This is a genomic window from Pseudomonas sp. RIT-PI-q (assembly GCF_001297125.1).
Taxonomy (GTDB): Bacteria; Pseudomonadota; Gammaproteobacteria; order Pseudomonadales; family Pseudomonadaceae; genus Aquipseudomonas.
Genome location: NZ_LHPC01000044.1, coordinates 52,741 through 73,339, shown reverse-complemented (window position 1 = coordinate 73,339; position 20,599 = coordinate 52,741). Strand labels below are relative to the sequence as shown.

Here is a 20,599-nt window from a genome sequence, read left to right as displayed (position 1 = left end):
TGACAACCAAATCAGCCGAAGGAATGATTTGCAGAGCCGTGCAAATGCTAGCGTTGCGCCAGCATTAAAGGGAATTCCATCCCTGCGCCTCGGTCAATATAGGAGCTGGCGCAGTCTGCGATCTTTTGATCTTTGGCGACTTCGATACCGCTGAAGATCAAAAGATCGCAGCCTTTGGCAGCTCCTACACGGGATCAGTGCATCTCGGTAAACGCGAGTTTTACACCGATGGCGATCAGCACCACGCCCATGGTTCGGTCGAACCAGTGGCCCATGCGAGCGAAACCGGCGCGCACGCGCGCCTGACTGAACAGCCTTGCCACCAGGCAGAACCAGACCGCCGTCGCCGCCGCGAGGTAGATGCCGTAGCCCGCCTGCACCGCCAGCGGCGTGTGCGGGTTGATCACCACGGTGAACAACGACAGGAAAAACAGCGTGGCTTTCGGGTTCAGACCGTTGGTCACAAACCCTGACATGAAGGCGCCACGCGCCGTGCGCTCGCCCGCTTCCTTGTGCAGATCGTCCGCCACCGGTTTGGCCGGTTGTGCACGCAGGGCCTTGTAGCCGATGTACAGCAGATACGCGGCGGCGGCCCATTTCAAGGCGTTGAACAGCACGATCGACTGGGACACGATCAGGCCGATACCCAGCAGCGAATAGCCGACGTGCAGGAAAATCGCCGTGCCGACGCCCAACGCAGTCCAGGTGCCTGCGCGACGACCGTGGGTCACGCTCTCACGCACCACCACGGCAAAGTCCGGACCGGGGCTGGCCACGGCTAGCAGGTGAATCAGGGCAACGGTCAAGAATTCTGTCCAGTACATGGGGGTCCTTTTGGGCAAGCCGATCAATAAAATAGCCAGGGCACACTCCACCCACTTGTAGCAGCTGGCGAAGCCTGCGTTCGACTGCGAAGCAGTCGCTAAATCAGGCAATGCGGTCCTACAGAAAAACCGCGTACTCAGGTTTACGACTGCTTCGCAGCCGAACGCAGGCTTCGCCAGCTGCTACAAGTGCGTCGTTCGCGACGAACATCGACGTCGCGATTTTGCGGTCGTGCGTAACGATTTGTTTCATCTGGTAGGCTCGGCAGATTACGCCTTCAGTTCATTGCACAAAAGGTACAGTTGATGACGAACACTCGCCGCGCCGTTTTCCTCGACCACCCGTCCCTGGACCTGGGCGACCTTGACCTCAGCCCGTTGCGTGAATGCTTTGACGATTTGCAGCTGTTCGCGCAGACCATGCCGGATCAGGTGATCGAACGCCTCAAGGGCGCCACAGTCGCCATCAGCAACAAAATCCTGATCGACGCCGCCGCCATCGCTGCCAGCCCCGAGCTGAAGCTGATTCTGATCACCGCCACCGGCACCAATAACGTCGATCTCGCCGCCGCCCGCGCTCACGGGATTACCGTCTGCAACTGCCAGGGTTACGGCACACCGTCAGTGGCGCAGCACACGATCATGCTGCTGCTCAATCTGGCGACGCGCCTGGCCGATTACCAGAAAGCCGTCGGCGAAGGCCGTTGGCAACAAGCCAAACAGTTCTGCCTGTTGGATTACCCGATCGTCGAGCTGGAAGGCAAAACCCTCGGCCTGCTCGGTCACGGCGAACTGGGTGGTGCGGTTGCACGGCTGGCCGAAGCCTTCGGCATGCGCGTACTGCTCGGGCAGATTCCGGGGCGCCCTGCCCGCCCGGACCGTTTGCCGCTGGATGAACTGCTGCCGCAAATCGACGCACTGACCCTACACTGCCCGCTCAATGAACACACTCGCCACTTCATTGGTGCCCGTGAGCTGGCGTCGATGAAACCCGGCGCATTCGTGGTCAACACCGCACGCGGTGGCTTGATCGACGAACAGGCCCTGGCCGATGCCTTACGCAACGGTCACCTCGGCGGTGCGGCCACCGACGTACTGAGCGTCGAGCCACCGACCGCCGGCAATCCGTTGCTGGCCGCTGACATTCCACGGTTGATCGTCACCCCGCATAACGCCTGGGGCAGCCGCGAAGCACGGCAGCGCATCGTCGGCCAGTTGACCGAAAACGCGCAGGGATACTTCAGTGGTAAAGCACTGCGTGTCGTCAGTTGATAGACTGCGGCACTTTTTTTCAGGGAGCAGATTATGGATCCGCGCAGTGAAGTACTGCTTCGTCAGGCCGAGTTATTCCAGGGTTCGGTGTTGCTCGCCGGTTTACCCGCCGACGACCTGCTGGGGCGCCTACCCGACGCCCATGGTTGGTGCTGGCATGCCGGTGATCAGGCCGCACTGGACGCGCGCTTCGAAGCACGCAGCCATTTTGGCGTGAACATACCGGAGCGCGAGTTCGACACGGCCGTGGTGTTCCTGCCCAAGTCCAAGGACCTGACCGACTACATCCTCAACGCCCTCGCTTCGAAACTGGCTGGCAAAGAGTTGTACCTGGTGGGCGAAAAACGCAGCGGCATCGAAGGCGCTGCCAAACAACTGAACCCGTTCGGCAAACCGCGCAAGCTCGACAGTGCGCGGCATTGCCAGCTGTGGCAGGTCACCGTGGCCAACGCGCCAGAAGCCAAAACGCTGGAAAGCCTGGCCCAGACCTATGAGCTGCCCTTGGCCGAAGGGCCATTGAAAGTCATCAGCCTGCCGGGTGTTTTCAGCCACGGCCGCCTGGATCGCGGCAGCGCGCTGCTGCTGGAGCATCTGGACAAACTGCCGAGCGGTCACTTGTTGGACTTCGGTTGCGGCGCCGGGGTTTTGGGCGCGGCAGTCAAACGTCGTTATCCGCACAACCAGGTCACTTTGCTCGACGTGGATGCCTTCGCTGCCGCCAGCAGTCGCCTGACATTGGCGGCCAACGGTCTGGAAGCGGACGTAATCACCGGTGACGGAATCGACGCGGCGCCCATGGGTTTGAGCGCGATCCTGAGCAACCCGCCGTTCCATGTCGGCGTGCACACCGATTATTTCGCCACCGAGAACTTGCTGCGAAAAGCGGCCAAACATCTGAAAAACGGTGGCGAACTGCGCCTGGTCGCGAACAGCTTCCTGAAGTATCAACCGCTGATCGAAGAGCACCTCGGGGTGTGCGCGATCAAGGCTGAAGGACAGGGTTTCAGAATCTACCGGGCCAAACGCGGCTAGAAATTTGTTCTTGCTCAATCGGTTTTGCCTAGGCAGAATCCGCTCCGTCCTAGGGGAGTAGTCTCCCACGAGCGCCATGCTCGTCCGGCATACGTCAACATACTTGGTCAACAGACCATGGCGTATGCGACCCAAGCGTCCGCATCAGACGGATCGCAGGGTTTGACAAGACCTATGACACGAACACCTTACCCGGGGCGGGAAGGCTGTACGTGTCATAGCCGTGTCGACCCGCCCCTTAGGAAAACCCTGATGCTGGATTCTTTGCTCGTTCCCCCCGCAATCGTTGCCTTGGCCGAAATCGGCGACAAGACGCAACTGCTCGCGCTCATTCTCGCCGCCCGCTTTCGCAAACCCTGGCCGATCATCGCCGGTATCGTCGCCGCCACCCTGGCCAACCACGCGGCAGCCGGTGCGGTAGGTGCCTGGGTCGGCAGTTTCTTCTCGGATGCGATGCTGCACTGGATCCTCGCCGCGAGCTTCACCGCGACCGCGTTGTGGACCCTGGTGCCGGACAAGATGGATGACGACGAAGCCAGCACCGCCCGCAAGTTCGGGCCATTCCTGACCACGCTGATTGCCTTCTTCCTCGCGGAAATCGGCGACAAGACGCAGATCGCAACCGTGATGCTCGCGGCGCAATACCCGGAGTTGTGGCTGGTGATTATCGGCACCACCCTGGGCATGTTGATTGCCAACGTGCCGGTGGTACTGGCGGGTAACTTTGCGGCGGATAAATTGCCGTTGACGTTGATCCGTCGCTTGGCGGCGTCGGCGTTCTTCATCCTGGCGGTGGTGGCGGTGTACAAGGCGATGCAGAGCAGCGGCTGGGTTTAAGTCAGTAAATCCGCGTCATCGTTCTTCGCGGGCAAGCCTCGCTCCTACAGATCACGCTGTCCTGTAGGAGCGAGGCTTGCCCGCGAAGGCGTCAGCAGCCTCACTACATAATCATGACTTCTTGGCTTTCTCGTACAGCGGCATGACTTTCGGAATCGCCGCCTGCAAGGAGGCAATACGACTGGACGAAGCCGGGTGAGTGCTCATGAACTCCGGTGGCGAACCTTCCGAAGCCTTGCTCATCTTGTTCCACAGCGTGATAGCGGCATTCGGGTTGTAGCCGGCGCGAGCGGCCAGTTCCAGGCCGATCAGGTCCGCCTCGTTTTCATTGGCGCGGCTGTTGGGCAACGTCATGCCGTAGTTGGCCACGGTATCCGCCAGCGCCAGGCTGTCCTGACCCAGACCGAACAACGCACCTGCACCTTGCTTGGCCATTTCGATGCCGTAAGCCTTGGACATCGCTTCACGGCCATGCTCGCGCAGGGCGTGGGCGATTTCGTGGCCCATGATCGCGGCGATTTCATCGTCGGTCAGTTGCAGGCTGTCGATCAACCCGGTGTAGAAAATGATCTTGCCGCCAGGCCCGCAGTTGGCGTTGAGCTCGTCACTCTTGATCAGGTTGACTTCCCACTTCCACTGGGCCGAATCCGGACGAAAAACCGGTGCCTGGGCAATCAGCCGGTCGGCAATCGCCTGCACGCGCTTGGCATCGTTACTGGTCTTGTCCAGCACGCCTTTGCTGGTCGCCTCGCCGACGGTCTTTTGATAAGACTGGGCATACATCTGGTTGACCTCATCGGTCGACAGCATGCTGAACATGTACTGCTTGCGCTCAACGCCGACCGCGCCACCGCTGGTGGTGTTGACCGACTGGCAACCGGCGAGCAGCAAACCGGCGCTTAGAGCACACAAAACCAATGTCTTGTTCATCAAAAAACTCCCTGAAAACATGCCGCGTATCCTAGGCGTGGAATTGTATCGACGCCAGATACAACAGAGCTGTAGACGCACATTTCAGACAAAGCTCTCATGGCCGCAGGAAAAAATTCACATAACGGCACCCGCCACCGCCGATAACGGCCCGCAATGATTCAATTGCGACATCAAGCACCTTAAAACAGTCAATTCGCCCTGCCCCGCTCATGGCCACCGAGACCCCGGCCGATACACCTCCGCCGACGTCCTCTTGCGTGCGGAGCACCCATGAAATTCAAGTCGATCCAGTTTTCCGTGGCGGCCCTTGCCGGCGCCATCGTTCTAAGTGTGGTGGCAGCGCTGGTGCTGTACGCACTGTTTTCCGGCGCACGGACCCAGGAAATGGTCCAGGAACGGACCCAGGCGCAATTCGAGCAAGTCATCGAACAGCGCCTGACCTCATTGGCGCAAACCCAGGTCAGCCAGATCCAGCGCGAACTCGAAGCACCGTTGCTGATTGCCGGTGGGCTGGTGCGCGTTAATGCATTGATCGGCACACCAGGCGCCGACGGCCAGCCTCAGTTGAGCCTCAGCCGTGAGCAGTTGATCAGCCTGATCAAGGAAAACGTCGCCAAGAACCCGAAAATCCTCGGCACTTACATCGGCTGGGAGAAAAACGCCCTCGATCACAACGATGCCGCCTACGTCGACACCAAGGTGGTGGGCATCGACGCCAGCAACGGGCGTTTCCTGCCGTGGTGGTTTCGCAATGAGGACGGCACTCTGGGCCTGGACAAACTGGTGGACGTTGATGACCAGAAAACTCTGTCCACCGGCGTACGCGCCAGCGAGTACTACCTGTGCTCGAAAGAAACCAAAAAATCCTGCGTGATCGATCCGGCGCCCTACAAGGTCGGTGACAAGATCGTCATGCTCGCCTCCTTTATTGAACCGATCATGCTCAACGGCGCATTCCAGGGCATCGTCGGCGCGGATCTGTCGGTGAACTTCATCCAGGAAATGCTCCTCGGCGCCAATCAGAAACTCTACAGCGGTGCCGGTGAAATGGCCCTGATCGGCGGTAACGGCCGGATCGTGGCCTACACCAAGGACCCGAGCAAATTCGGCGAGAAGGTCAGCGACATCCTCGGCAGCCAGCAGATCGCCAACATGGCCAATCTCAAGCGCGGCGAAGTCACCTACACCGTCGACAAAACCGAGGGGCGGATCGAGTTGTACCTGCCGTTCGGCATCGGCCAGACCGACGCCCGCTGGACCCTGATGCTGCAACTGCCGTTGAACGCGGTAATGGCCGACCTGCAAAAACTCCAGGGCGACCTGGACACCCAGCGCAAATCCGACGCCTTCGGCATGGCCATGGTCGGCCTGTTGATTGCCGGCATCGGCTTGCTGGTGATCTGGCTGGTGGGCCACGGCATCGCCCGTCCACTGAAGCAGATGGTCGCCATGCTTGACGACATCGCTCAGGGCGAAGGCGATTTGACCCGGCGACTGACCAGCGACCGCGCCGACGAACTGGGCTCGATCGCCAAAGGCTTCAACACCTTCCTGGCCAAGTTGCAGGTGATGATCACCCAAGTCGTGACCTCAGTGCAGAGCGTCAGTGATTCGTCGGAACACACCGCCGACATCGCCATTCGCACCAACATCGGCGTGCACAAGCAAATGGCCGAGATCGATCAGGTCGCCACGGCGGTGCATGAAATGACCGCTACCGCCCAGGATGTCGCGCGCAACGCGACCCAGGCTGCACAAGCCGCCAGCCATGCAGACCAGGCAGCGGCGCAGGGCATGCAAATCGTACGGGAGACGTCGAACTCGATCGGTGTGCTGGCGGTGGAAATCGGCAGGGCCGTCAGCGTTGTGCAAACCCTGGCCAAGGACAGCGAGAACATCAATGCGATCCTCACGGCCATTCGCGGCATCGCCGAACAGACCAACCTGCTGGCCTTGAACGCGGCCATCGAAGCGGCACGGGCCGGTGAACAGGGCCGTGGTTTTGCGGTGGTGGCCGATGAAGTGCGCAACCTCGCGCAGAAAACCCAGAAGGCCACTGAAGAAATCCAGACCATGATCCAGCAACTGCAACAAGGCACCCGCGATGTGGTGCGGGTCATGGAGGACAGCCAGAACCGCACCGACGAAAGCGTGCAGCATGCGGCCAAGGCGGCCGAGGCGCTGGAGACCATTACTCAAGCGGTGTCGGTGATCAACGACATGAACACCCAGATCGCCAGCGCGGCCGAGGAACAGAGTGCGGTGGCGGATGACATCAACCGTAATGTGATCAACATCGGGCAAGTGGCCAATGAAGTGGCTGGCGGCGCGGATGAATCGAGTGCGGCCAGTGCGGACCTGACCAAGTTGGCGGAACAGCAGCGGCGGTTGATCAATCAGTTCAAGGTTTGATCCGAGGGCCTCATCGCGGGCAAGCCCGCTCCCACAAAGTTTGCACCATCCCCGTAGGAGCTGGCTTGCCAGCGAAAGGGCCAGCATAGGCACCACATCAACCTGGGGTAAGACATTCCGGCCCATTGAGCTTCGGATCATTGACCATGTTCGCCAACACCCGCTCGCGCAACGCCGCGGGTTCACTGGCGAGCAATGCCTGCAACGCATGCAATGGCGTATCAGGATCGAGCCACGCCTCCTGCCCCGCCGCATCAAGAATCAACGGCCGACGCTGACTCGCCGCCGGTTGGGTGATCACCGCCGTACTCAGCCACACCTGTTCCTGCACCGGATACGCCTCCCAGATCGCCGCGAAAAACAGCGCCGAGCCCTCCCCCGGCGTCAGCCAATACGGGCGTTTGCGCGTGGTGCCGCGCCATTCGTAGAAGCCATTGGCCGGCAACAGGCAACGGCGCTCGCGCAGGGCCTGGCGGAACATCGGCTGTTCAGCCACGGTTTCGGCGCGGGCATGGGCCGGAGTGCGGGACAGGTCGGTCAGCCACGGTGGCGTCAGCCCCCAACGGGCTCGGGCCAACTCGCGCTGACCGTCCGCACCGGCACGCAGCATCAACACCGAATCATTCGGAGAAATATTCCACTGAGCCTGCTGATCGGCGGGGAAGCCAGGCAGGGCCGCGAAGGCGGGGTTCCAGCGAAACAGGGCATAACGTCCACACATGGGGCAGCAAGACTCTTGATAAAAACGAACGCCAGCCTAACAGACCAGCGTGCCGGGAAAGCTCTCCGGTTCATCGCCGGGCAGCGGCAGCGCGGCATTGTACGCGGTGATCAACTCCCGGGCGTATTGCGCCTGGTCGTTATCCACCGACAATCCCAAAAGGCCGAAGATCGGCAATTCGCCAGTGCCCCCGAGCAGATCCCGACCCACCAGGTGCGCCTCGATGCCTTCGCTGGCCAACATGCTTTGCAGCAACTCGCCTTCCATGAGGTTTTCCGGCTCGTAGATTCGCTGCATGGGGTGCCCCTTTCATTCGTTTTCGCTATGAACTTCGAGCAACCATTCCTGACCGTCAGTCTGCAGGACAAACGTGATCGGGCGACAACATACCGGACAGTCTTCGATATAGGTCTGATCGCCGCCGGATAAATCAAGCACGGCCTCAGCCTCTTCACCACAATACGGACATTCGTAGCGCTCTGTTTCCAGCATCGCGGTCTCCCAGGTGACTTGTGCGTATAATCGCCGGTCTATTTGCAGGGCTATTTTTGTCTGGCTACCTTTTCAGACCGTGCCCCGTTGGTTTTCGATCAAAACCTTTACTTACCCTAGCCGTTTCTAACAAGAGAGCATGATGGGCGAATTCGATGCCATCCGACCTTACGACGACAGCGAAGTCCCAGCGGTGCTGGACCGACTGCTAGGCGACAAGGCGTTTCTAGATATCCTCATCCACTTCCGCTTCCCGCGTTTTGCCGGTGCCTTCGGCTGGATGCTCAAACCCCTTATAGCTCATCGGCTGCGCCGAGAGTTCGCCGGCGTCACCTCAGTGGCCACGCTGCAGGACAAAGTCGAGATGTACGTCGACCACACCATCGAGCGCGCCACGGACGGGGTGACGTACACCGGCGTCGAGCAGTTCAAGTCAGGCAGTGCCTACCTGTTCATCGCCAACCACCGCGACATCGTGATGGACCCGGCCTTCGTCAACTATGCCGTGTACCACGCCGGCCTGCCGACACCGCGCATCGCGATCGGCGACAACCTGCTGCAAAAGCCCTTCGTCAGCGACTTGATGCGCCTGAACAAGAGCTTCATCGTGCACCGTTCGATCATCGGTCGCCGCGAGAAGATGGCTGCTTATCAGTTGTTGTCGGCCTACATCAACCACTCGATCCGCAACGATTGCGCCTCGATCTGGATCGCCCAGGCCGAAGGCCGGGCCAAGGATGGCGACGACCGTACCGAGTCGGCGATCCTCAAGATGTTCCACATGAGCCGCAAGGACGAGCCGTTCGGCGAAGTGATCCGCTCGCTGAACGTCACCCCGGTATCGATCAGCTACGAATACGACCCGTGCGATCAAGCCAAGGCCCGCGAACTGTTCATCCGCGCCACCACCGGCAGCTACACCAAAGTGCCGGGCGAGGACGATGTGAGCATTGCCAAAGGCATCACCGGCTATAAAGGGCGCGTTCACGTGAACTTTGCCGCGCCGATCACCGAGTTGTTCGACGACACCAAGCAATTGGCGATCGAGATGGACCGGCAGATACTCGGCGGCTATCGCCTGTTCCCGGTGCATTACCTGGCTTACGCGCAGTGGAAGGATGCCGACCCGCAATTGCAGGTGCCGAAAGCTGCCGAGGTGTTTGACGCAGCCGAATTGGCCAGGGCCCAGGAACAATGGCAGCAACGCCTGGACGCTTGCCCTGAAGAGCATCGTCCGTTCCTGGTGCTGCAATATGCGACGCCGGTGCGCAATCAGTACCGTGTGAAAGCGGGATTGCCGCTGTAGGGTTTTAACAAAAGATCGCAGCCTCGTTTCACTCGACAGCTCCTACAGAGGATGGTGTTTACCCTGTAGGAGCTGTCGAGTGAAACGAGGCTGCGATCTTTTTGCCGTTTAGCGATTCAGACCCGCGTGCTGATCCACGACACCAGCAGCGCCAACCCCAGGCAAGCGAAGCCGAACCGATAGAAAAACCGGTTCATGCGCAGGGTCGCCCCGTCCAGCATCAGTGTCGGCTCGTCTATGCGACGGCTCTGGCTTTGCGCTTCCAGACTGGCCAACGCACGCTGCTCACGACGACGCGTAGCGTGCAGCAACCATCCACCCGGAAAGGCAAACAGCAGCGCCAGCAAATTGATCAGTTTGGCGGGATGGGTGGTAAACAGCGTCATCAAATGCAACGACATCTCGGACCTCAAGCAAAAAAGCGGTGGCAGACGCCGGACCGACGACCGCGCCGCGGATTCTACCGAAAGCCTCCTCCCCTGCCCGCAGCTTTACGACAAATAACAAACCATTTGGCAGATTCCTGACCTGAGTCATGGCCTCGTCATCTGAATACGCCAGTCTGGCGCCCCTCAAAACTGACAGGGAGCCCGTCATGCTGCACGCCGAAATCCAGGATCGCCTCTACCTCATCGCCCAAAGCGACAAACAACAAAACCTCGTGGGCAGCCTCGCCTTCAACGTTCAGGATCGCCATTGGCTGGTGTATTGCGCGTTGGGCGGCCATCAACATGCGGATTTGCCGGAGATGGATTTGCTGACGGGCGTGAGTGTGCTGGATTTCTATTCGCAAGCGGCCTGACTGCACCACCCCGATACCCCTGTAGGAGCGAGGCTTGCCCGCGAAGGCGGTGTATCAGCTGCATTAATGTTGGCTGACACGACGCCTTCGCGGGCAAGCCTCGCTCCTACAAGGGCCGGGTGATTCCCAGGCATTAAAAAGCCCGGGGCCACTGCTGGCACCGGGCTTTTTAGCTTCAGCGAACGCTTATTCGCTGAGAATCTGACCAATCGTCGGGTCCTTGAACAGACGCGTCAACGCATCGCTCAGCACATCACTGACCAGTTTGGTGTTGGTTTCCTGATTCGGCGCCATACCAAAGCGCTGGTCCAGGGAGGCACCATAACGGCCGCTGTAACGACGGTTGGCATTCTGCACATCAGAGCGGAACGTCGCGCCGATGGTCGCCTCGGTCACATACATGCCTTCTTTAGGCGACTGATACTTCAGCTCGGCCAGGGTCACGGTCAGTTGTGGAGCATTCAGCGCATTGGACGCCGGGGTGAAGCCCAACAGCCGCACGGCCGCTTCGGCCTGCGCCTGCAACTTCGGCAGAATCTGCGCGCCCTGCACGGTGATTGCGCTGGTCTCAGGGTACAAGCCACCACGGGTGCCCAACGTTGGCGACGGACGACCGTCCACCACGCGCACCACCACCGGCTGGCCGTGGCCGACCGGGGCCAGCTGAGTCGTCAGCTTCGGTTCCGGGTTCAGTTGTTGCGGGCTGTGGGCGCAGCCGACCAGGGTCAAACTGGTCACAGTGATCAAACCGAACAACAGGCGTTGCAACATGCGCTTCTCTCCAGAATCAGGCACTAAGGCCCGCAGTATAGCGGTGCGCCACTGTGGCGAACTAGGGTCATACAACGATTACTGAAATGTCTGACAAACCCTTGGGAAGCCGGTTCCTGTCACAGATATGTCACCGCCCTTACACTTGCACGTCATGGCTTGCTGGCAATCTTCACAGCAGTCACCCCACACGGTACTTTGCCATGCGCTATCTCATCTCGCTGTTCGCGCCACGCCCACTGCATCGCTGCTTTGCCCTGCTCGACCGCAATGGTCACTGTCAGGCATTCAAGCAGTGCAGCCTCCAGCCCATGGGCGATGGCTGGGTCGAAATAGAAGAAATCCGTCTCAACTGGTTGCACCATCCGCTGCCCGCCAACGCCCGTGTCAGCCAGCGTCAGCCACGCGCGCGTGCTCAGCAACTGTTGACCACCTGACCAAACACCTAATAAAAGTCATTAAACACGACCATTTCCCCGCGTTTCTTCGCTACAATCTCCCCCCGATTATAAGGACGTCTCCTGATCGGGCCTCGCAGCATCGTCAATGCCTCGGTATTGGCACCCCGCACCGCCCACAGAGAGCCGCCCACACAGATCGAGTGAAGCTGGCGCGCTTGCTGTTCCTCAAGCAAAACCTCCACTTTTCGCGAATCTGCAGAGCTGTCATTACGCTCGGTCACTGAGCTGTTTGCCCGTTTTGCCTGTCATGTATTCCATGACAGCAATTCATCCGGGCACAGTGCCAGGCTGGGACAGCCCTTTTTGAGGTTCACGTCTTCAAAAGAGCGTGAAAAAAACGGGTATTCACAACTTCACAAGAGTGTGGCGAGCAAATGAATAGTTTTGCGTCTGAATATGCACCATTAGCGTCTGAAACAGCCCAACGACACAGGACCGAGTACGCCTCGAACACCGGTTCCTGAAGCCTGTCCACTACGGATTTGGTTGCACAAACGGATGTATCGACCATAAGTCGAATTGCCAGCCCCGCGTTGAAGTGAGTTCATATAACTCTTTTAGACAAGGCCGGTAGCGTCCGTCGAAGTTGCGAAAAATTGCGAAGATTCGGACATGGCGATCCTGCCATGGGTAGCAGGGGCACACAGACACGCCCCGGAACGCCTGGCAGCCATGCCGACAATTTGGTGCTGCAGATTTTGGAGACGCGTTAAATGGCGCATAACGAAGCAGTCGACGTAGTACTGGTTGGGGCCGGCATCATGAGTGCCACCCTCGCTGTACTGCTCAAAGAGCTCGACCCCGCGATCAAGCTGGAAGTCGTCGAGTTGATGGATTCCGGTGCCGCGGAGAGTTCGAACCCGTGGAACAACGCCGGGACCGGTCACGCCGGGCTGTGTGAGCTCAACTACACGCCGCAGGCCGCCGACGGCACCGTCGACATCAAGAAAGCCGTGCACATCAACACCCAGTTCGAGGTGTCGAAGCAGTTCTGGTCGTACCTGACCAAGAAAGGCACCTTCGGCTCGTGCAAGACGTTCATCAGCCCGGTGCCGCACCTGAGCTTCGTGCAGGGCGACAGTGGCGTTTCCTTCCTCAAGGAACGCTTCAAGGTGCTGAGCAAGCACCACGCCTTCTCGGACATGGAATACACCGAAGACAAAGCCACCATGGCCGAGTGGATGCCGCTGATGATGCCGGGCCGTCCGGCCGACGAAGTCGTCGCCGCCACCCGCGTGATTAACGGCACCGACGTCAACTTCGGCGCCCTGACCAATCAACTGCTCAAGCACCTGACCAGCGCACCCGATGCCCAGGTCAAATACTGCAAGCGCGTCACCGGCCTGAAGCGTAACGGCAGCGGCTGGACCGTCAGCATCAAGGACGTCAACAGCGGCAACTCTCGTGAAGTCGACGCCAAGTTCGTCTTCCTCGGCGCTGGCGGCGCGGCATTGCCGCTGTTGCAGGCGTCGGGCATCGAAGAAAGCAAAGGCTTCGGCGGCTTCCCGATCAGCGGGCAGTGGCTGCGTTGCGACAACCCGGAAGTGGTCAAGCACCACCAGGCCAAGGTTTACAGCCAGGCCGCCGTGGGTTCGCCACCGATGTCGGTGCCGCACCTGGACACCCGCGTGGTCGATGGCAACAAGTCCCTGCTGTTCGGACCTTATGCCGGTTTCACCACCAAGTTCCTCAAGCACGGCTCCTTCATGGACCTGCCGATGTCGGTTCGCGCCGGCAACATCGGCCCGATGCTGGCCGTGGCGAAAAACAACATGGACCTGACCAAATACCTGGTCAGCGAAGTGATGCAATCAATGGAGCAGCGCCTGGATTCCCTGCGTCGTTTCTACCCTGAAGCGAAAGCCGAAGACTGGCGCCTGGAAGTGGCCGGCCAACGGGTGCAGATCATCAAGAAAGACCCGAAAAAGGGCGGCGTCCTGCAGTTCGGTACAGAACTGGTCGCGGCCAAGGACGGCACCCTTGCCGCCCTGCTCGGTGCTTCGCCAGGTGCTTCGGTGACTGTTTCGATCATGCTGGAGCTGATCGAAAAATGCTTCCCGAACAAAGCCAAAGGCGAATGGGCTGCCAAACTGGCGGAAATCTTCCCGGCCCGGGAGAAAGTCCTGGAAACCGACGCTGCGCTGTATCGCAAGATCAACGCGCACAACAACGTCGCGCTGGAACTGGTTGAAGCCAGCAATGAGACCGAAAGCTACGCTTGATTCGGTCGCATAAAAAACGCCCCGCTCCTGTAGGAGCCGGCTTGCTGGCGATGGCATCACCTCGGTGGATCTGACAGACCGAGGTGATGCCATCGCAGCAAGCCGGCTCCTACAAGAACGGGGCGTTTTTTTGTGCCGCTTAAAAGATCGCAGCCTCGTTTCACTCGACAGCTCCTACAGGTGGACGCGATCCAATGTAGGAGCTGTAGAGTAAAACGAGGCTGCGATCTTTTGACCTTAGCCGCGCGCCTTGGCGATCAGCTCGATGTACTCGGCCGCATTGCGCTGATCCTTGATCAGGGCGACGAAGTCATTGCCGTGTTCATCCTTGCCGTCCAGGTCAAGACCGGCTTCGACGAAGAACGTCAGGAAACGCTCGAAGTCATCGATACGCAGGCCGCGGTAGGCCTTGATCAGTTTGTGCAGCGACGGCGAAGTGGCGTCGACCGGCTCGAAATCGAGGAACAGTTTGATCTGCGCATCGCCGATCTCGTCACCAATCACTTGCTTCTTATCTTTACGCATTGCCGACTCCAGCTCGCAGACATTTCACGGGGCGGGCAGTTTACCCCTCCCTTGCCGCCGGGCTCAACGCGGACGAGTGGCACCGGTGTGCAAATCAGCCCAGATATGGCCGTTGGCGTAACTGAGGAACTGGCAATACACCGTGTCATTGCGCAGCAAATCGATGATTACCCGGTACTGCGCCATCGGGTAAAACAGCGTCAGGGTTTTACTCTTTTCGTCGTAGATAGGCTTTTTCAGGCTTTTGCTTTCGCCATCGAAGTTGACCAGCACCTGAGTGATGGTCGCACCTTTGTTCAAGGATTTGCCCTTGAGGCGGACCAGCAACGGGGAGGTGACCGGAATCGGCTGTTGATTGGACTGGCGTTGACTACCCACCACCACCGAATACTCGGTGACCTGCAACAGCTGTTGCTGCTCGGGTTCGGCGTCACGCAGGGTCAGGTCATCCGGTGGCAGGAACTGCGCGTGCATCGGCGCCGGCGCGGCCATCAGGGGCAGGCTGAAGGTCAGCAACAGGGCGGCGCAGCAGCGGATCAAAGGACGCATGAAGGATTCCGGAGACGGGTGTAGGAGCGAGCTTGCTCGCGATGAACTCTAAGGCGACGCTGGTTTCCAGACAACAAGCGTTTTCGTTCACATCCATCGCGAGCAAGCTCGCTCCTACAGGTGGCGTGCATCAGTCGAACTGCGCACGCATCCACGCCTGATACTCGGCAACACCCGGCTCGCCTTCGCGCGGTGCCCAGTGAGCAAGCTCACCCTCACCGACCGGGCGGTACGGACCGGCCTTGCATTCGAACATCAGGCTATCGGCTTCCAGTACCACCAGGCCATGGAACACTCCGCCGGGCAGATCCACGCCGATACTGTCGCCACCGGCCTGCAGGATGCGCTTGCTCACTACCACACCGGATTCATCGAAAATCAACAGGCCCAGCCGCCCTTTCAAAACCAGCAAGGTTTCCGCTTTGTTGTCGCCCAAATGGCGATGCGGCGGGATGTAGGTATTCGGCTGCAAGCCCACCGCCATTCGGTGACAGGCATCTTCCATCTGATGGAAGTTGTGATGCTGGCGCCCGCGCGGATTAGCCGCTGCTTTCTCGGCCAATTCAGCGAACAGCGTTTGATCAAGAAAGCTCGGCGTGGTCATGTGCTTACATTCCTTTAACGGCAAAAATCCCGTTGGCGTTACGCCAGTAGCCTTTGTAGTCCATGCCGTAACCGAAGATGTAACGGTCGATGCACGGCAGGCCGACGAAATCGGCTTTCAGGTCCGGGCGAGCCTTGCGGTCGTGGTCCTTGTCGATCAGCACGGCGGTGTGCACTTTGCGCGCGCCGGCGTGTTTGCAGAAGTCGATGATCGCGCCCAGGGTGTGACCTTCGTCGAGGATGTCGTCGATGATCAGCACGTCACGGTCGATGAACGAGACTTCCGGCTTGGCTTTCCAGAACAGGTCGCCGCCGCTGGTTTCGTTGCGATAGCGGGTGGCGTGCAAGTAGGACGCTTCCAGCGGGAACTGCAAATGGGTGAGCAACTTGCCGGCAAAAATCAGCCCGCCGTTCATCACACAGAACACCACCGGATTGCTATCAGCCAACTGGTCGTTGATCTGTGCACCGACGCGGGCGATGGCCGCCTCGACTTCAGCTTCGGTGTACAGGCAGTCAGCCTCTCGCATGATTTGACGGATATGCTCGAGATCAGCGGACATGGCGCTCTCCAGGGGGGTTGAGGGGGAGGGACGGGTTCGGAAAAGCGGGCAAAGGTACGCATCAAGCGAGGCCAGATCAAGCGTTTGTGGACTAACGTACTCTATGTCTATAGGACAACACCCTCGGATAGATTAATCTAGGCCGGTTTTTTTGCCCGCCGCCGGAGCCTTTCCCATGCCCATCCTCGAGATCCGCCATCCGCTGATCCGTCATAAACTTGGCCTAATGCGCCGTGCCGACATCAGTACGAAGAATTTCCGTGAGCTTGCTCAGGAAGTCGGTGCCCTGCTGACCTATGAAGCCACCAAAGACCTGCCGCTGGAAACCTACGATATCCAGGGTTGGGCCGGTACTGTGTCGGTCGAGAAAATCGCCGGCAAGAAAATTACTGTAGTACCGATCCTGCGTGCCGGCATCGGCATGCTCGAAGGCGTGCTCAGCCTGATCCCGGGCGCCAAAGTCAGCGCCGTGGGCGTAGCCCGCAACGAACAAACCCTGCAGGCCCACACCTACCTGGAAAAACTGGTCCCGGAAATCAACGAACGCCTGGCGATGATCATCGACCCGATGCTCGCCACCGGCAGTTCCATGGTCGCGACCATCGACCTGCTGAAAAAAGCCGGTTGCCGCGACATCCGCGCGATGGTGCTGGTGGCCGCGCCCGAAGGCATCGCCGCCGTGGAGAAGGCTCACCCGGACGTGACCATCTACACCGCGTCCATCGACGAACGACTCAACGAACACGGTTACATCATCCCAGGCCTGGGCGACGCCGGTGACAAGATCTTCGGCACCAAGCAGAAGGACGCGTGACCATGCAGCAAGAGTTCAACGATCCGCTCTGGCGCACGGTGCTGTCCGGCGCACAGATGCTGTTCGTGGCCTTCGGCGCCCTGGTGTTGATGCCGCTGATTACCGGCCTCGACCCGAACGTGGCGCTGTTCACTGCCGGCCTGGGGACGATTCTGTTCCAGATCGTCACCGGGCGTCAGGTGCCGGTATTCCTGGCGTCGAGCTTTGCCTTCATCACCCCGATCATTCTCGCCAAGGGTCAGTTCGGCCTCGCGGCGACCATGGGAGGTGTGATGGCGGCGGGTTTCGTCTACACCTTCCTCGGCCTGGCCGTGAAGATCAAAGGCACCGGTTTCATCGATCGTTTGCTGCCACCGGTGGTGATCGGTCCGGTGATCATCTCCATCGGCCTGGCCATGGCACCGATCGCCGCCAACATGGCGATGGGCAAGGCCGGCGACGGGACTGAGCTGATTCATTACCAGACAGCGATGCTGATTTCGATGCCGGCGCTGCTGACGACCTTGATCGTCGCGGTATTCGGCAAAGGCATTTTCCGCCTGGTGCCGATCATCTCCGGCGTGCTGGTGGGTTTTGGCATGGCGTTCTACTTCGGCGTCGTCGACACCGCGAAGATTGCCGCCGCGCCGTGGTTCGCGATTCCGCACTTCACCGCGCCGGAGTTCAACTGGCAGGCGATTCTGTTCATCGTTCCGGTGGCTCTGGCCCCGGCCATCGAGCACATCGGCGGCGTGATTGCGGTCGGTAGCGTGACCGGTCGCGATTACCTGAAAAAGCCTGGCCTGCACCGCACCCTGCTCGGCGATGGCATTGCCACCACCGCAGCCGGACTGTTCGGCGGTCCGCCCAACACCACCTACGCCGAAGTAACGGGCGCGGTGATGCTGACCAAGAACTACAACCCGAAAATCATGACCTGGGCGGCGATCTTCGCCATCAGCCTGGCGTTCGTCGGCAAGTTCGGCGCGTTGCTGCAAAGCATTCCGGTGCCGGTGATGGGCGGGATTCTGTGCCTGTTGTTCGGCTCGATCGCGGCGGTGGGCATGAACACGCTGATTCGCCACAAGATCGACCTGGGCGAAGCGCGCAATCTGGTGATTGTCTCGGTCACGTTGGTGTTCGGGATAGGCGGCGTGCTGGTCGGTACGGGGAATGGCCCGGACGACTTCGGCCTCAAAGGCATCGCGCTGTGCGCAGTGACGGCGATTGCGCTGAACCTGTTGTTGCCGGGAAATGACAGCTGGAAACACAAGAAGGCGGATGAGCCGTTGTTGTAAACCAGCCTTTAGATTGCCTTCGCGGGCAAGCCTCGCTCCTACAAGGACAAGAAAATCCTGTAGGAGCGAGGCTTGCCCGCGAAGCTTTTGGGCTTACAACGCCAACGGCGCTCGCTCGCACAAGGTGCTCAACGCCCGCGCCCACTGCGGATCATCGTTCAGGCACGGCACCAGCACCAACTCCTCCCCTCCCGCTTCGCGGAACTGCTCCCGCCCACGATCACCAATCTCCTCCAGTGTCTCAATGCAATCGGCAACGAATGCCGGGCACATCACCAGCACTTTTTTCACGCCCATTCCAGCCAACTCATCGAGGCGCGCTTCGGTGTAGGGTTCGATCCATTTCGCTCGGCCCAAACGCGACTGGAACGACACCGACCACTTGCCGTCCGGCAGTCCCATGCGTTTGGCAAACTCCGCCGCCGTGCGCAGGCATTGAGCGCGGTAGCAGGTTGCCAATACTTCTGGCGAGGCGGTCATGCAGCAGTTTTCGCTCTTAAAACAATGGTGACCCGTAGGATCGATCTTGGTCAGGTGCCGTTCGGGCAAACCGTGAAAGCTTAACAACAGGTGATCGTAATCCTGTTGCAGATGCGGCCTGGCACTGGCCACCAGCGCATCGAGGTATTCCGGCTGATCGTAGAACGGCTGGAGAATCGAAAATTGCACATCAAGATTTTTCTCACGCACCACCCGTTTGGCTTCTTCAATCACCGTGGTCACGGTGCTGTCGGCGAACTGCGGGTACAGAGGCGCCAACGTGATGCGCTTGATCCCCTGCCCCGCCATGCGCACCAGCACCGACTCCAGCGACGGCTCGCCATAACGCATCGCCAGCTCCACCGGGCCGTGGGTCCACTGCGCGGTCATGGCCTGTTGCAGGCGACGACTGAGCACCACCAACGGCGAGCCCTCCTCCCACCAGATCGAGGCGTAGGCATGGGCCGACTGCTCCGGACGCTTGAACAGGATCAGCGACACCAGCAAACGTCGCACCGGCCACGGCAGGTCGATCACATACGGGTCCATCAGAAATTGATTGAGGTAACTGCGCACATCCGCCACCGAAGTGGAGGCAGGTGAACCCAGGTTGACCAGAAGCAACGCGTGATCGGTCATGCAACGTCCTATTTCAAAGGCGGCTGGACAGATCGTCCAGGGCCGCGCGCAAATCGGTGAACTGGAACGTGAAACCCGCTTCCAGCAAGCGCGCCGGTACGGCCTTCTGGCCCCCCAGCAACAACAGAGACAACTCGCCCAGGCCCACTCTCAAGGCCAGGGCCGGCATCGGCATGAACGCCGGGCGGTGCAGCACGCCGGCCAACGTCTTGGCGAACTCGCGATTGCGCACCGGTTTGGGTGCGCACGCATTATATGGACCGCTGGCCTCATTACGATGCAGAAGAAAATCAATCAGGGCGATTTGATCATTGATATGGATCCACGGCATCCACTGCCGACCATTGCCGATAGGCCCGCCCAGCCCCAGTTTGAACGGCAGCAACAGCCGCGACAAAAAGCCGCCCTCGGCTGACAACACCAGGCCCGTGCGAATCAGGATCACGCGAATGCCCAAGGTCTCGGCACGCTGCGCGGTTTCTTCCCAGGCAATGCACAACTGGCTGGCAAAATCGTCGATGACCGGCGGAGACGCTTCAGTCAACTCACGCTCACCGCCATCGCCATACCAGCCAATGGCCGAGCCCGAAATCAATACCTGCGGTTTCTGTTCGCGGGCTTCGAGCCAGGCCAGCAAGGTTTCGGTCAGGGTAATGCGGCTGCTCCACAGCAACGCTTTGCGTCTGGACGTCCAGAGCCGATCGGCAATCGGTGCGCCCGCGAGGTTGATAACCGCATCCACCGGTTCCTGCCCGATGTCCTCGAGCCGGGCAACTGCGCGCACTTGAGCGCCACACACTTTGGCGACTTTTGCAGGCTTGCGACTCCAGACCGTCAGGCGATGCCCCTGACTCAACCAGTGTCGGCAGAGCTGACGTCCTATCAAACCAGTACCGCCGGTCAGCAATATGTGCATGACTTCTTCCTCGCGTGGCGTTTTACCCTGATGACTAGTCTATTTTTATAAGCAGGGATCTTTGGTATCGGGCAGGCTCTGTGTTTAACAATAGGCCAAGCTGTCAGAACGAGAACGCTAAAAGTTATACCAAAAAACAATATTGTAC

The 20,599-nt window shown here is 59.7% G+C and carries 23 protein-coding genes, 1 pseudogene and 1 riboswitch; of the genes and pseudogenes, 11 read left to right on the top strand and 13 right to left on the bottom strand.

Annotated features, from left to right (window positions below; translation table 11 throughout):
• Window positions 1-194 precede the first annotated feature (194 nt).
• On the bottom strand, window positions 195-824 hold the full coding sequence (locus AEQ67_RS23390; RefSeq protein ID WP_059406183.1) for a LysE family translocator: 630 nt from the start codon (window positions 822-824) through the stop codon (window positions 195-197).
• 306 nt (window positions 825-1,130) lie between these two features.
• Between AEQ67_RS23390 and AEQ67_RS23385 the strand changes: the two genes are divergently transcribed.
• The 3 genes from AEQ67_RS23385 to AEQ67_RS23375 all read left to right on the top strand — a co-directional run bounded on the left by AEQ67_RS23385 (window position 1,131) and on the right by AEQ67_RS23375 (window position 3,965).
• Window positions 1,131-2,096, top strand: a complete 966-nt coding sequence (locus tag AEQ67_RS23385; protein WP_059406182.1) for a 2-hydroxyacid dehydrogenase — start codon at window positions 1,131-1,133, stop codon at window positions 2,094-2,096.
• A 33-nt stretch (window positions 2,097-2,129) separates the two neighbouring features.
• The gene (locus tag AEQ67_RS23380; protein WP_059406181.1) at window positions 2,130-3,128 is read left to right on the top strand and encodes a class I SAM-dependent methyltransferase; all 999 of its coding nucleotides are present in this window, start codon (window positions 2,130-2,132) and stop codon (window positions 3,126-3,128) included.
• Window positions 3,129-3,167: 39 nt separating this feature from the next.
• A riboswitch (yybP-ykoY riboswitch) is annotated at window positions 3,168-3,292 on the top strand.
• 88 nt (window positions 3,293-3,380) lie between these two features.
• The gene (locus AEQ67_RS23375) at window positions 3,381-3,965 is read left to right on the top strand and encodes a TMEM165/GDT1 family protein (protein ID WP_059406180.1); all 585 of its coding nucleotides are present in this window, start codon (window positions 3,381-3,383) and stop codon (window positions 3,963-3,965) included.
• A gap of 111 nt (window positions 3,966-4,076) precedes the next feature.
• Here the strand turns inward: AEQ67_RS23375 and AEQ67_RS23370 are convergent, their stop codons facing one another.
• The gene (locus AEQ67_RS23370; protein ID WP_059406179.1) at window positions 4,077-4,895 is read right to left on the bottom strand and encodes a M48 family metallopeptidase; all 819 of its coding nucleotides are present in this window, start codon (window positions 4,893-4,895) and stop codon (window positions 4,077-4,079) included.
• 273 nt (window positions 4,896-5,168) lie between these two features.
• Between AEQ67_RS23370 and AEQ67_RS36870 the strand changes: the two are divergent.
• Both AEQ67_RS36870 and AEQ67_RS36865 read left to right on the top strand, forming a co-directional pair.
• Window positions 5,169-6,452 (top strand): annotated as a pseudogene (locus AEQ67_RS36870) (HAMP domain-containing protein); the annotation flags it as partial.
• A gap of 15 nt (window positions 6,453-6,467) precedes the next feature.
• Window positions 6,468-7,310, top strand: coding sequence for a methyl-accepting chemotaxis protein (locus AEQ67_RS36865; RefSeq protein ID WP_442965672.1), 843 nt, complete (start codon window positions 6,468-6,470; stop codon window positions 7,308-7,310).
• A gap of 97 nt (window positions 7,311-7,407) precedes the next feature.
• Here the strand turns inward: AEQ67_RS36865 and AEQ67_RS23360 are convergent, their stop codons facing one another.
• From AEQ67_RS23360 to AEQ67_RS23350, 3 genes are read right to left on the bottom strand one after another with little or no spacing between them, the layout of a single operon-like run.
• Window positions 7,408-8,031: an SOS response-associated peptidase gene (locus tag AEQ67_RS23360; protein WP_059406177.1), complete on the bottom strand. Its 624-nt coding sequence runs from the start codon at window positions 8,029-8,031 to the stop codon at window positions 7,408-7,410.
• Window positions 8,032-8,067: 36 nt separating this feature from the next.
• Window positions 8,068-8,328 (bottom strand): putative signal transducing protein, encoded by a 261-nt coding sequence (locus AEQ67_RS23355; protein ID WP_059406176.1) that lies wholly within the window; start codon window positions 8,326-8,328, stop codon window positions 8,068-8,070.
• 12 nt (window positions 8,329-8,340) lie between these two features.
• Window positions 8,341-8,523 carry a CPXCG motif-containing cysteine-rich protein gene (locus AEQ67_RS23350; protein WP_008153387.1) on the bottom strand — a complete coding sequence of 61 codons (183 nt, stop codon included), beginning with the start codon at window positions 8,521-8,523 and terminating at the stop codon, window positions 8,341-8,343.
• A gap of 142 nt (window positions 8,524-8,665) precedes the next feature.
• Between AEQ67_RS23350 and AEQ67_RS23345 the strand changes: the two genes are divergently transcribed.
• A complete protein-coding gene (locus tag AEQ67_RS23345; protein ID WP_177333674.1) occupies window positions 8,666-9,829 on the top strand; it encodes a 1-acyl-sn-glycerol-3-phosphate acyltransferase in 1,164 nt (387 codons plus the stop codon).
• 116 nt (window positions 9,830-9,945) lie between these two features.
• Here the strand turns inward: AEQ67_RS23345 and AEQ67_RS23340 are convergent, their stop codons facing one another.
• Window positions 9,946-10,230, bottom strand: a complete 285-nt coding sequence (locus AEQ67_RS23340; RefSeq protein ID WP_059406174.1) for a hypothetical protein — start codon at window positions 10,228-10,230, stop codon at window positions 9,946-9,948.
• Between the two features lie 194 nt (window positions 10,231-10,424).
• Here AEQ67_RS23340 and AEQ67_RS23335 point away from each other — a divergent pair, with 194 nt between their 5' ends.
• Window positions 10,425-10,631: a hypothetical protein gene (locus AEQ67_RS23335; RefSeq protein WP_059406173.1), complete on the top strand. Its 207-nt coding sequence runs from the start codon at window positions 10,425-10,427 to the stop codon at window positions 10,629-10,631.
• 186 nt (window positions 10,632-10,817) lie between these two features.
• On the opposite strand, the gene AEQ67_RS23330 is transcribed toward AEQ67_RS23335, so the two are convergent.
• Window positions 10,818-11,402: a YajG family lipoprotein gene (locus AEQ67_RS23330; RefSeq protein ID WP_059406172.1), complete on the bottom strand. Its 585-nt coding sequence runs from the start codon at window positions 11,400-11,402 to the stop codon at window positions 10,818-10,820.
• A gap of 203 nt (window positions 11,403-11,605) precedes the next feature.
• Here AEQ67_RS23330 and AEQ67_RS23325 point away from each other — a divergent pair, with 203 nt between their 5' ends.
• Window positions 11,606-11,839: a hypothetical protein gene (locus AEQ67_RS23325; RefSeq protein WP_059406171.1), complete on the top strand. Its 234-nt coding sequence runs from the start codon at window positions 11,606-11,608 to the stop codon at window positions 11,837-11,839.
• Between the two features lie 737 nt (window positions 11,840-12,576).
• Complete coding sequence (mqo, locus tag AEQ67_RS23320) at window positions 12,577-14,085, top strand: malate dehydrogenase (quinone) (RefSeq protein ID WP_059406170.1); 1,509 nt, start codon at window positions 12,577-12,579, stop codon at window positions 14,083-14,085.
• A 237-nt stretch (window positions 14,086-14,322) separates the two neighbouring features.
• Here the strand turns inward: mqo and AEQ67_RS23315 are convergent, their stop codons facing one another.
• The 4 genes from AEQ67_RS23315 to AEQ67_RS23300 all read right to left on the bottom strand — a co-directional run bounded on the left by AEQ67_RS23315 (window position 14,323) and on the right by AEQ67_RS23300 (window position 16,325).
• Entirely contained in the window at window positions 14,323-14,610 is a 288-nt protein-coding gene (locus AEQ67_RS23315) for a PA4642 family protein (RefSeq protein ID WP_059406169.1), read from the bottom strand.
• A gap of 63 nt (window positions 14,611-14,673) precedes the next feature.
• A complete protein-coding gene (locus AEQ67_RS23310) occupies window positions 14,674-15,159 on the bottom strand; it encodes a hypothetical protein (RefSeq protein ID WP_059406168.1) in 486 nt (161 codons plus the stop codon).
• 130 nt (window positions 15,160-15,289) lie between these two features.
• Window positions 15,290-15,763 carry a WbuC family cupin fold metalloprotein gene (locus AEQ67_RS23305; RefSeq protein WP_059406167.1) on the bottom strand — a complete coding sequence of 158 codons (474 nt, stop codon included), beginning with the start codon at window positions 15,761-15,763 and terminating at the stop codon, window positions 15,290-15,292.
• Between the two features lie 4 nt (window positions 15,764-15,767).
• Window positions 15,768-16,325, bottom strand: a complete 558-nt coding sequence (locus tag AEQ67_RS23300; RefSeq protein ID WP_059406166.1) for a hypoxanthine-guanine phosphoribosyltransferase — start codon at window positions 16,323-16,325, stop codon at window positions 15,768-15,770.
• Between the two features lie 175 nt (window positions 16,326-16,500).
• Between AEQ67_RS23300 and upp the strand changes: the two genes are divergently transcribed.
• Together upp and AEQ67_RS23290 are read left to right on the top strand one after the other, a co-directional pair.
• The gene (gene upp / locus AEQ67_RS23295; protein WP_059406165.1) at window positions 16,501-17,139 is read left to right on the top strand and encodes a uracil phosphoribosyltransferase; all 639 of its coding nucleotides are present in this window, start codon (window positions 16,501-16,503) and stop codon (window positions 17,137-17,139) included.
• A gap of 2 nt (window positions 17,140-17,141) precedes the next feature.
• Window positions 17,142-18,416, top strand: a complete 1,275-nt coding sequence (locus AEQ67_RS23290) for a uracil-xanthine permease family protein (RefSeq protein WP_059406164.1) — start codon at window positions 17,142-17,144, stop codon at window positions 18,414-18,416.
• Window positions 18,417-18,509: 93 nt separating this feature from the next.
• Here the strand turns inward: AEQ67_RS23290 and hemH are convergent, their stop codons facing one another.
• A complete protein-coding gene (gene hemH / locus AEQ67_RS23285; protein WP_059406163.1) occupies window positions 18,510-19,535 on the bottom strand; it encodes a ferrochelatase in 1,026 nt (341 codons plus the stop codon).
• 13 nt (window positions 19,536-19,548) lie between these two features.
• The gene (locus AEQ67_RS23280) at window positions 19,549-20,451 is read right to left on the bottom strand and encodes a TIGR01777 family oxidoreductase (protein ID WP_059406162.1); all 903 of its coding nucleotides are present in this window, start codon (window positions 20,449-20,451) and stop codon (window positions 19,549-19,551) included.
• Window positions 20,452-20,599 lie beyond the last annotated feature (148 nt).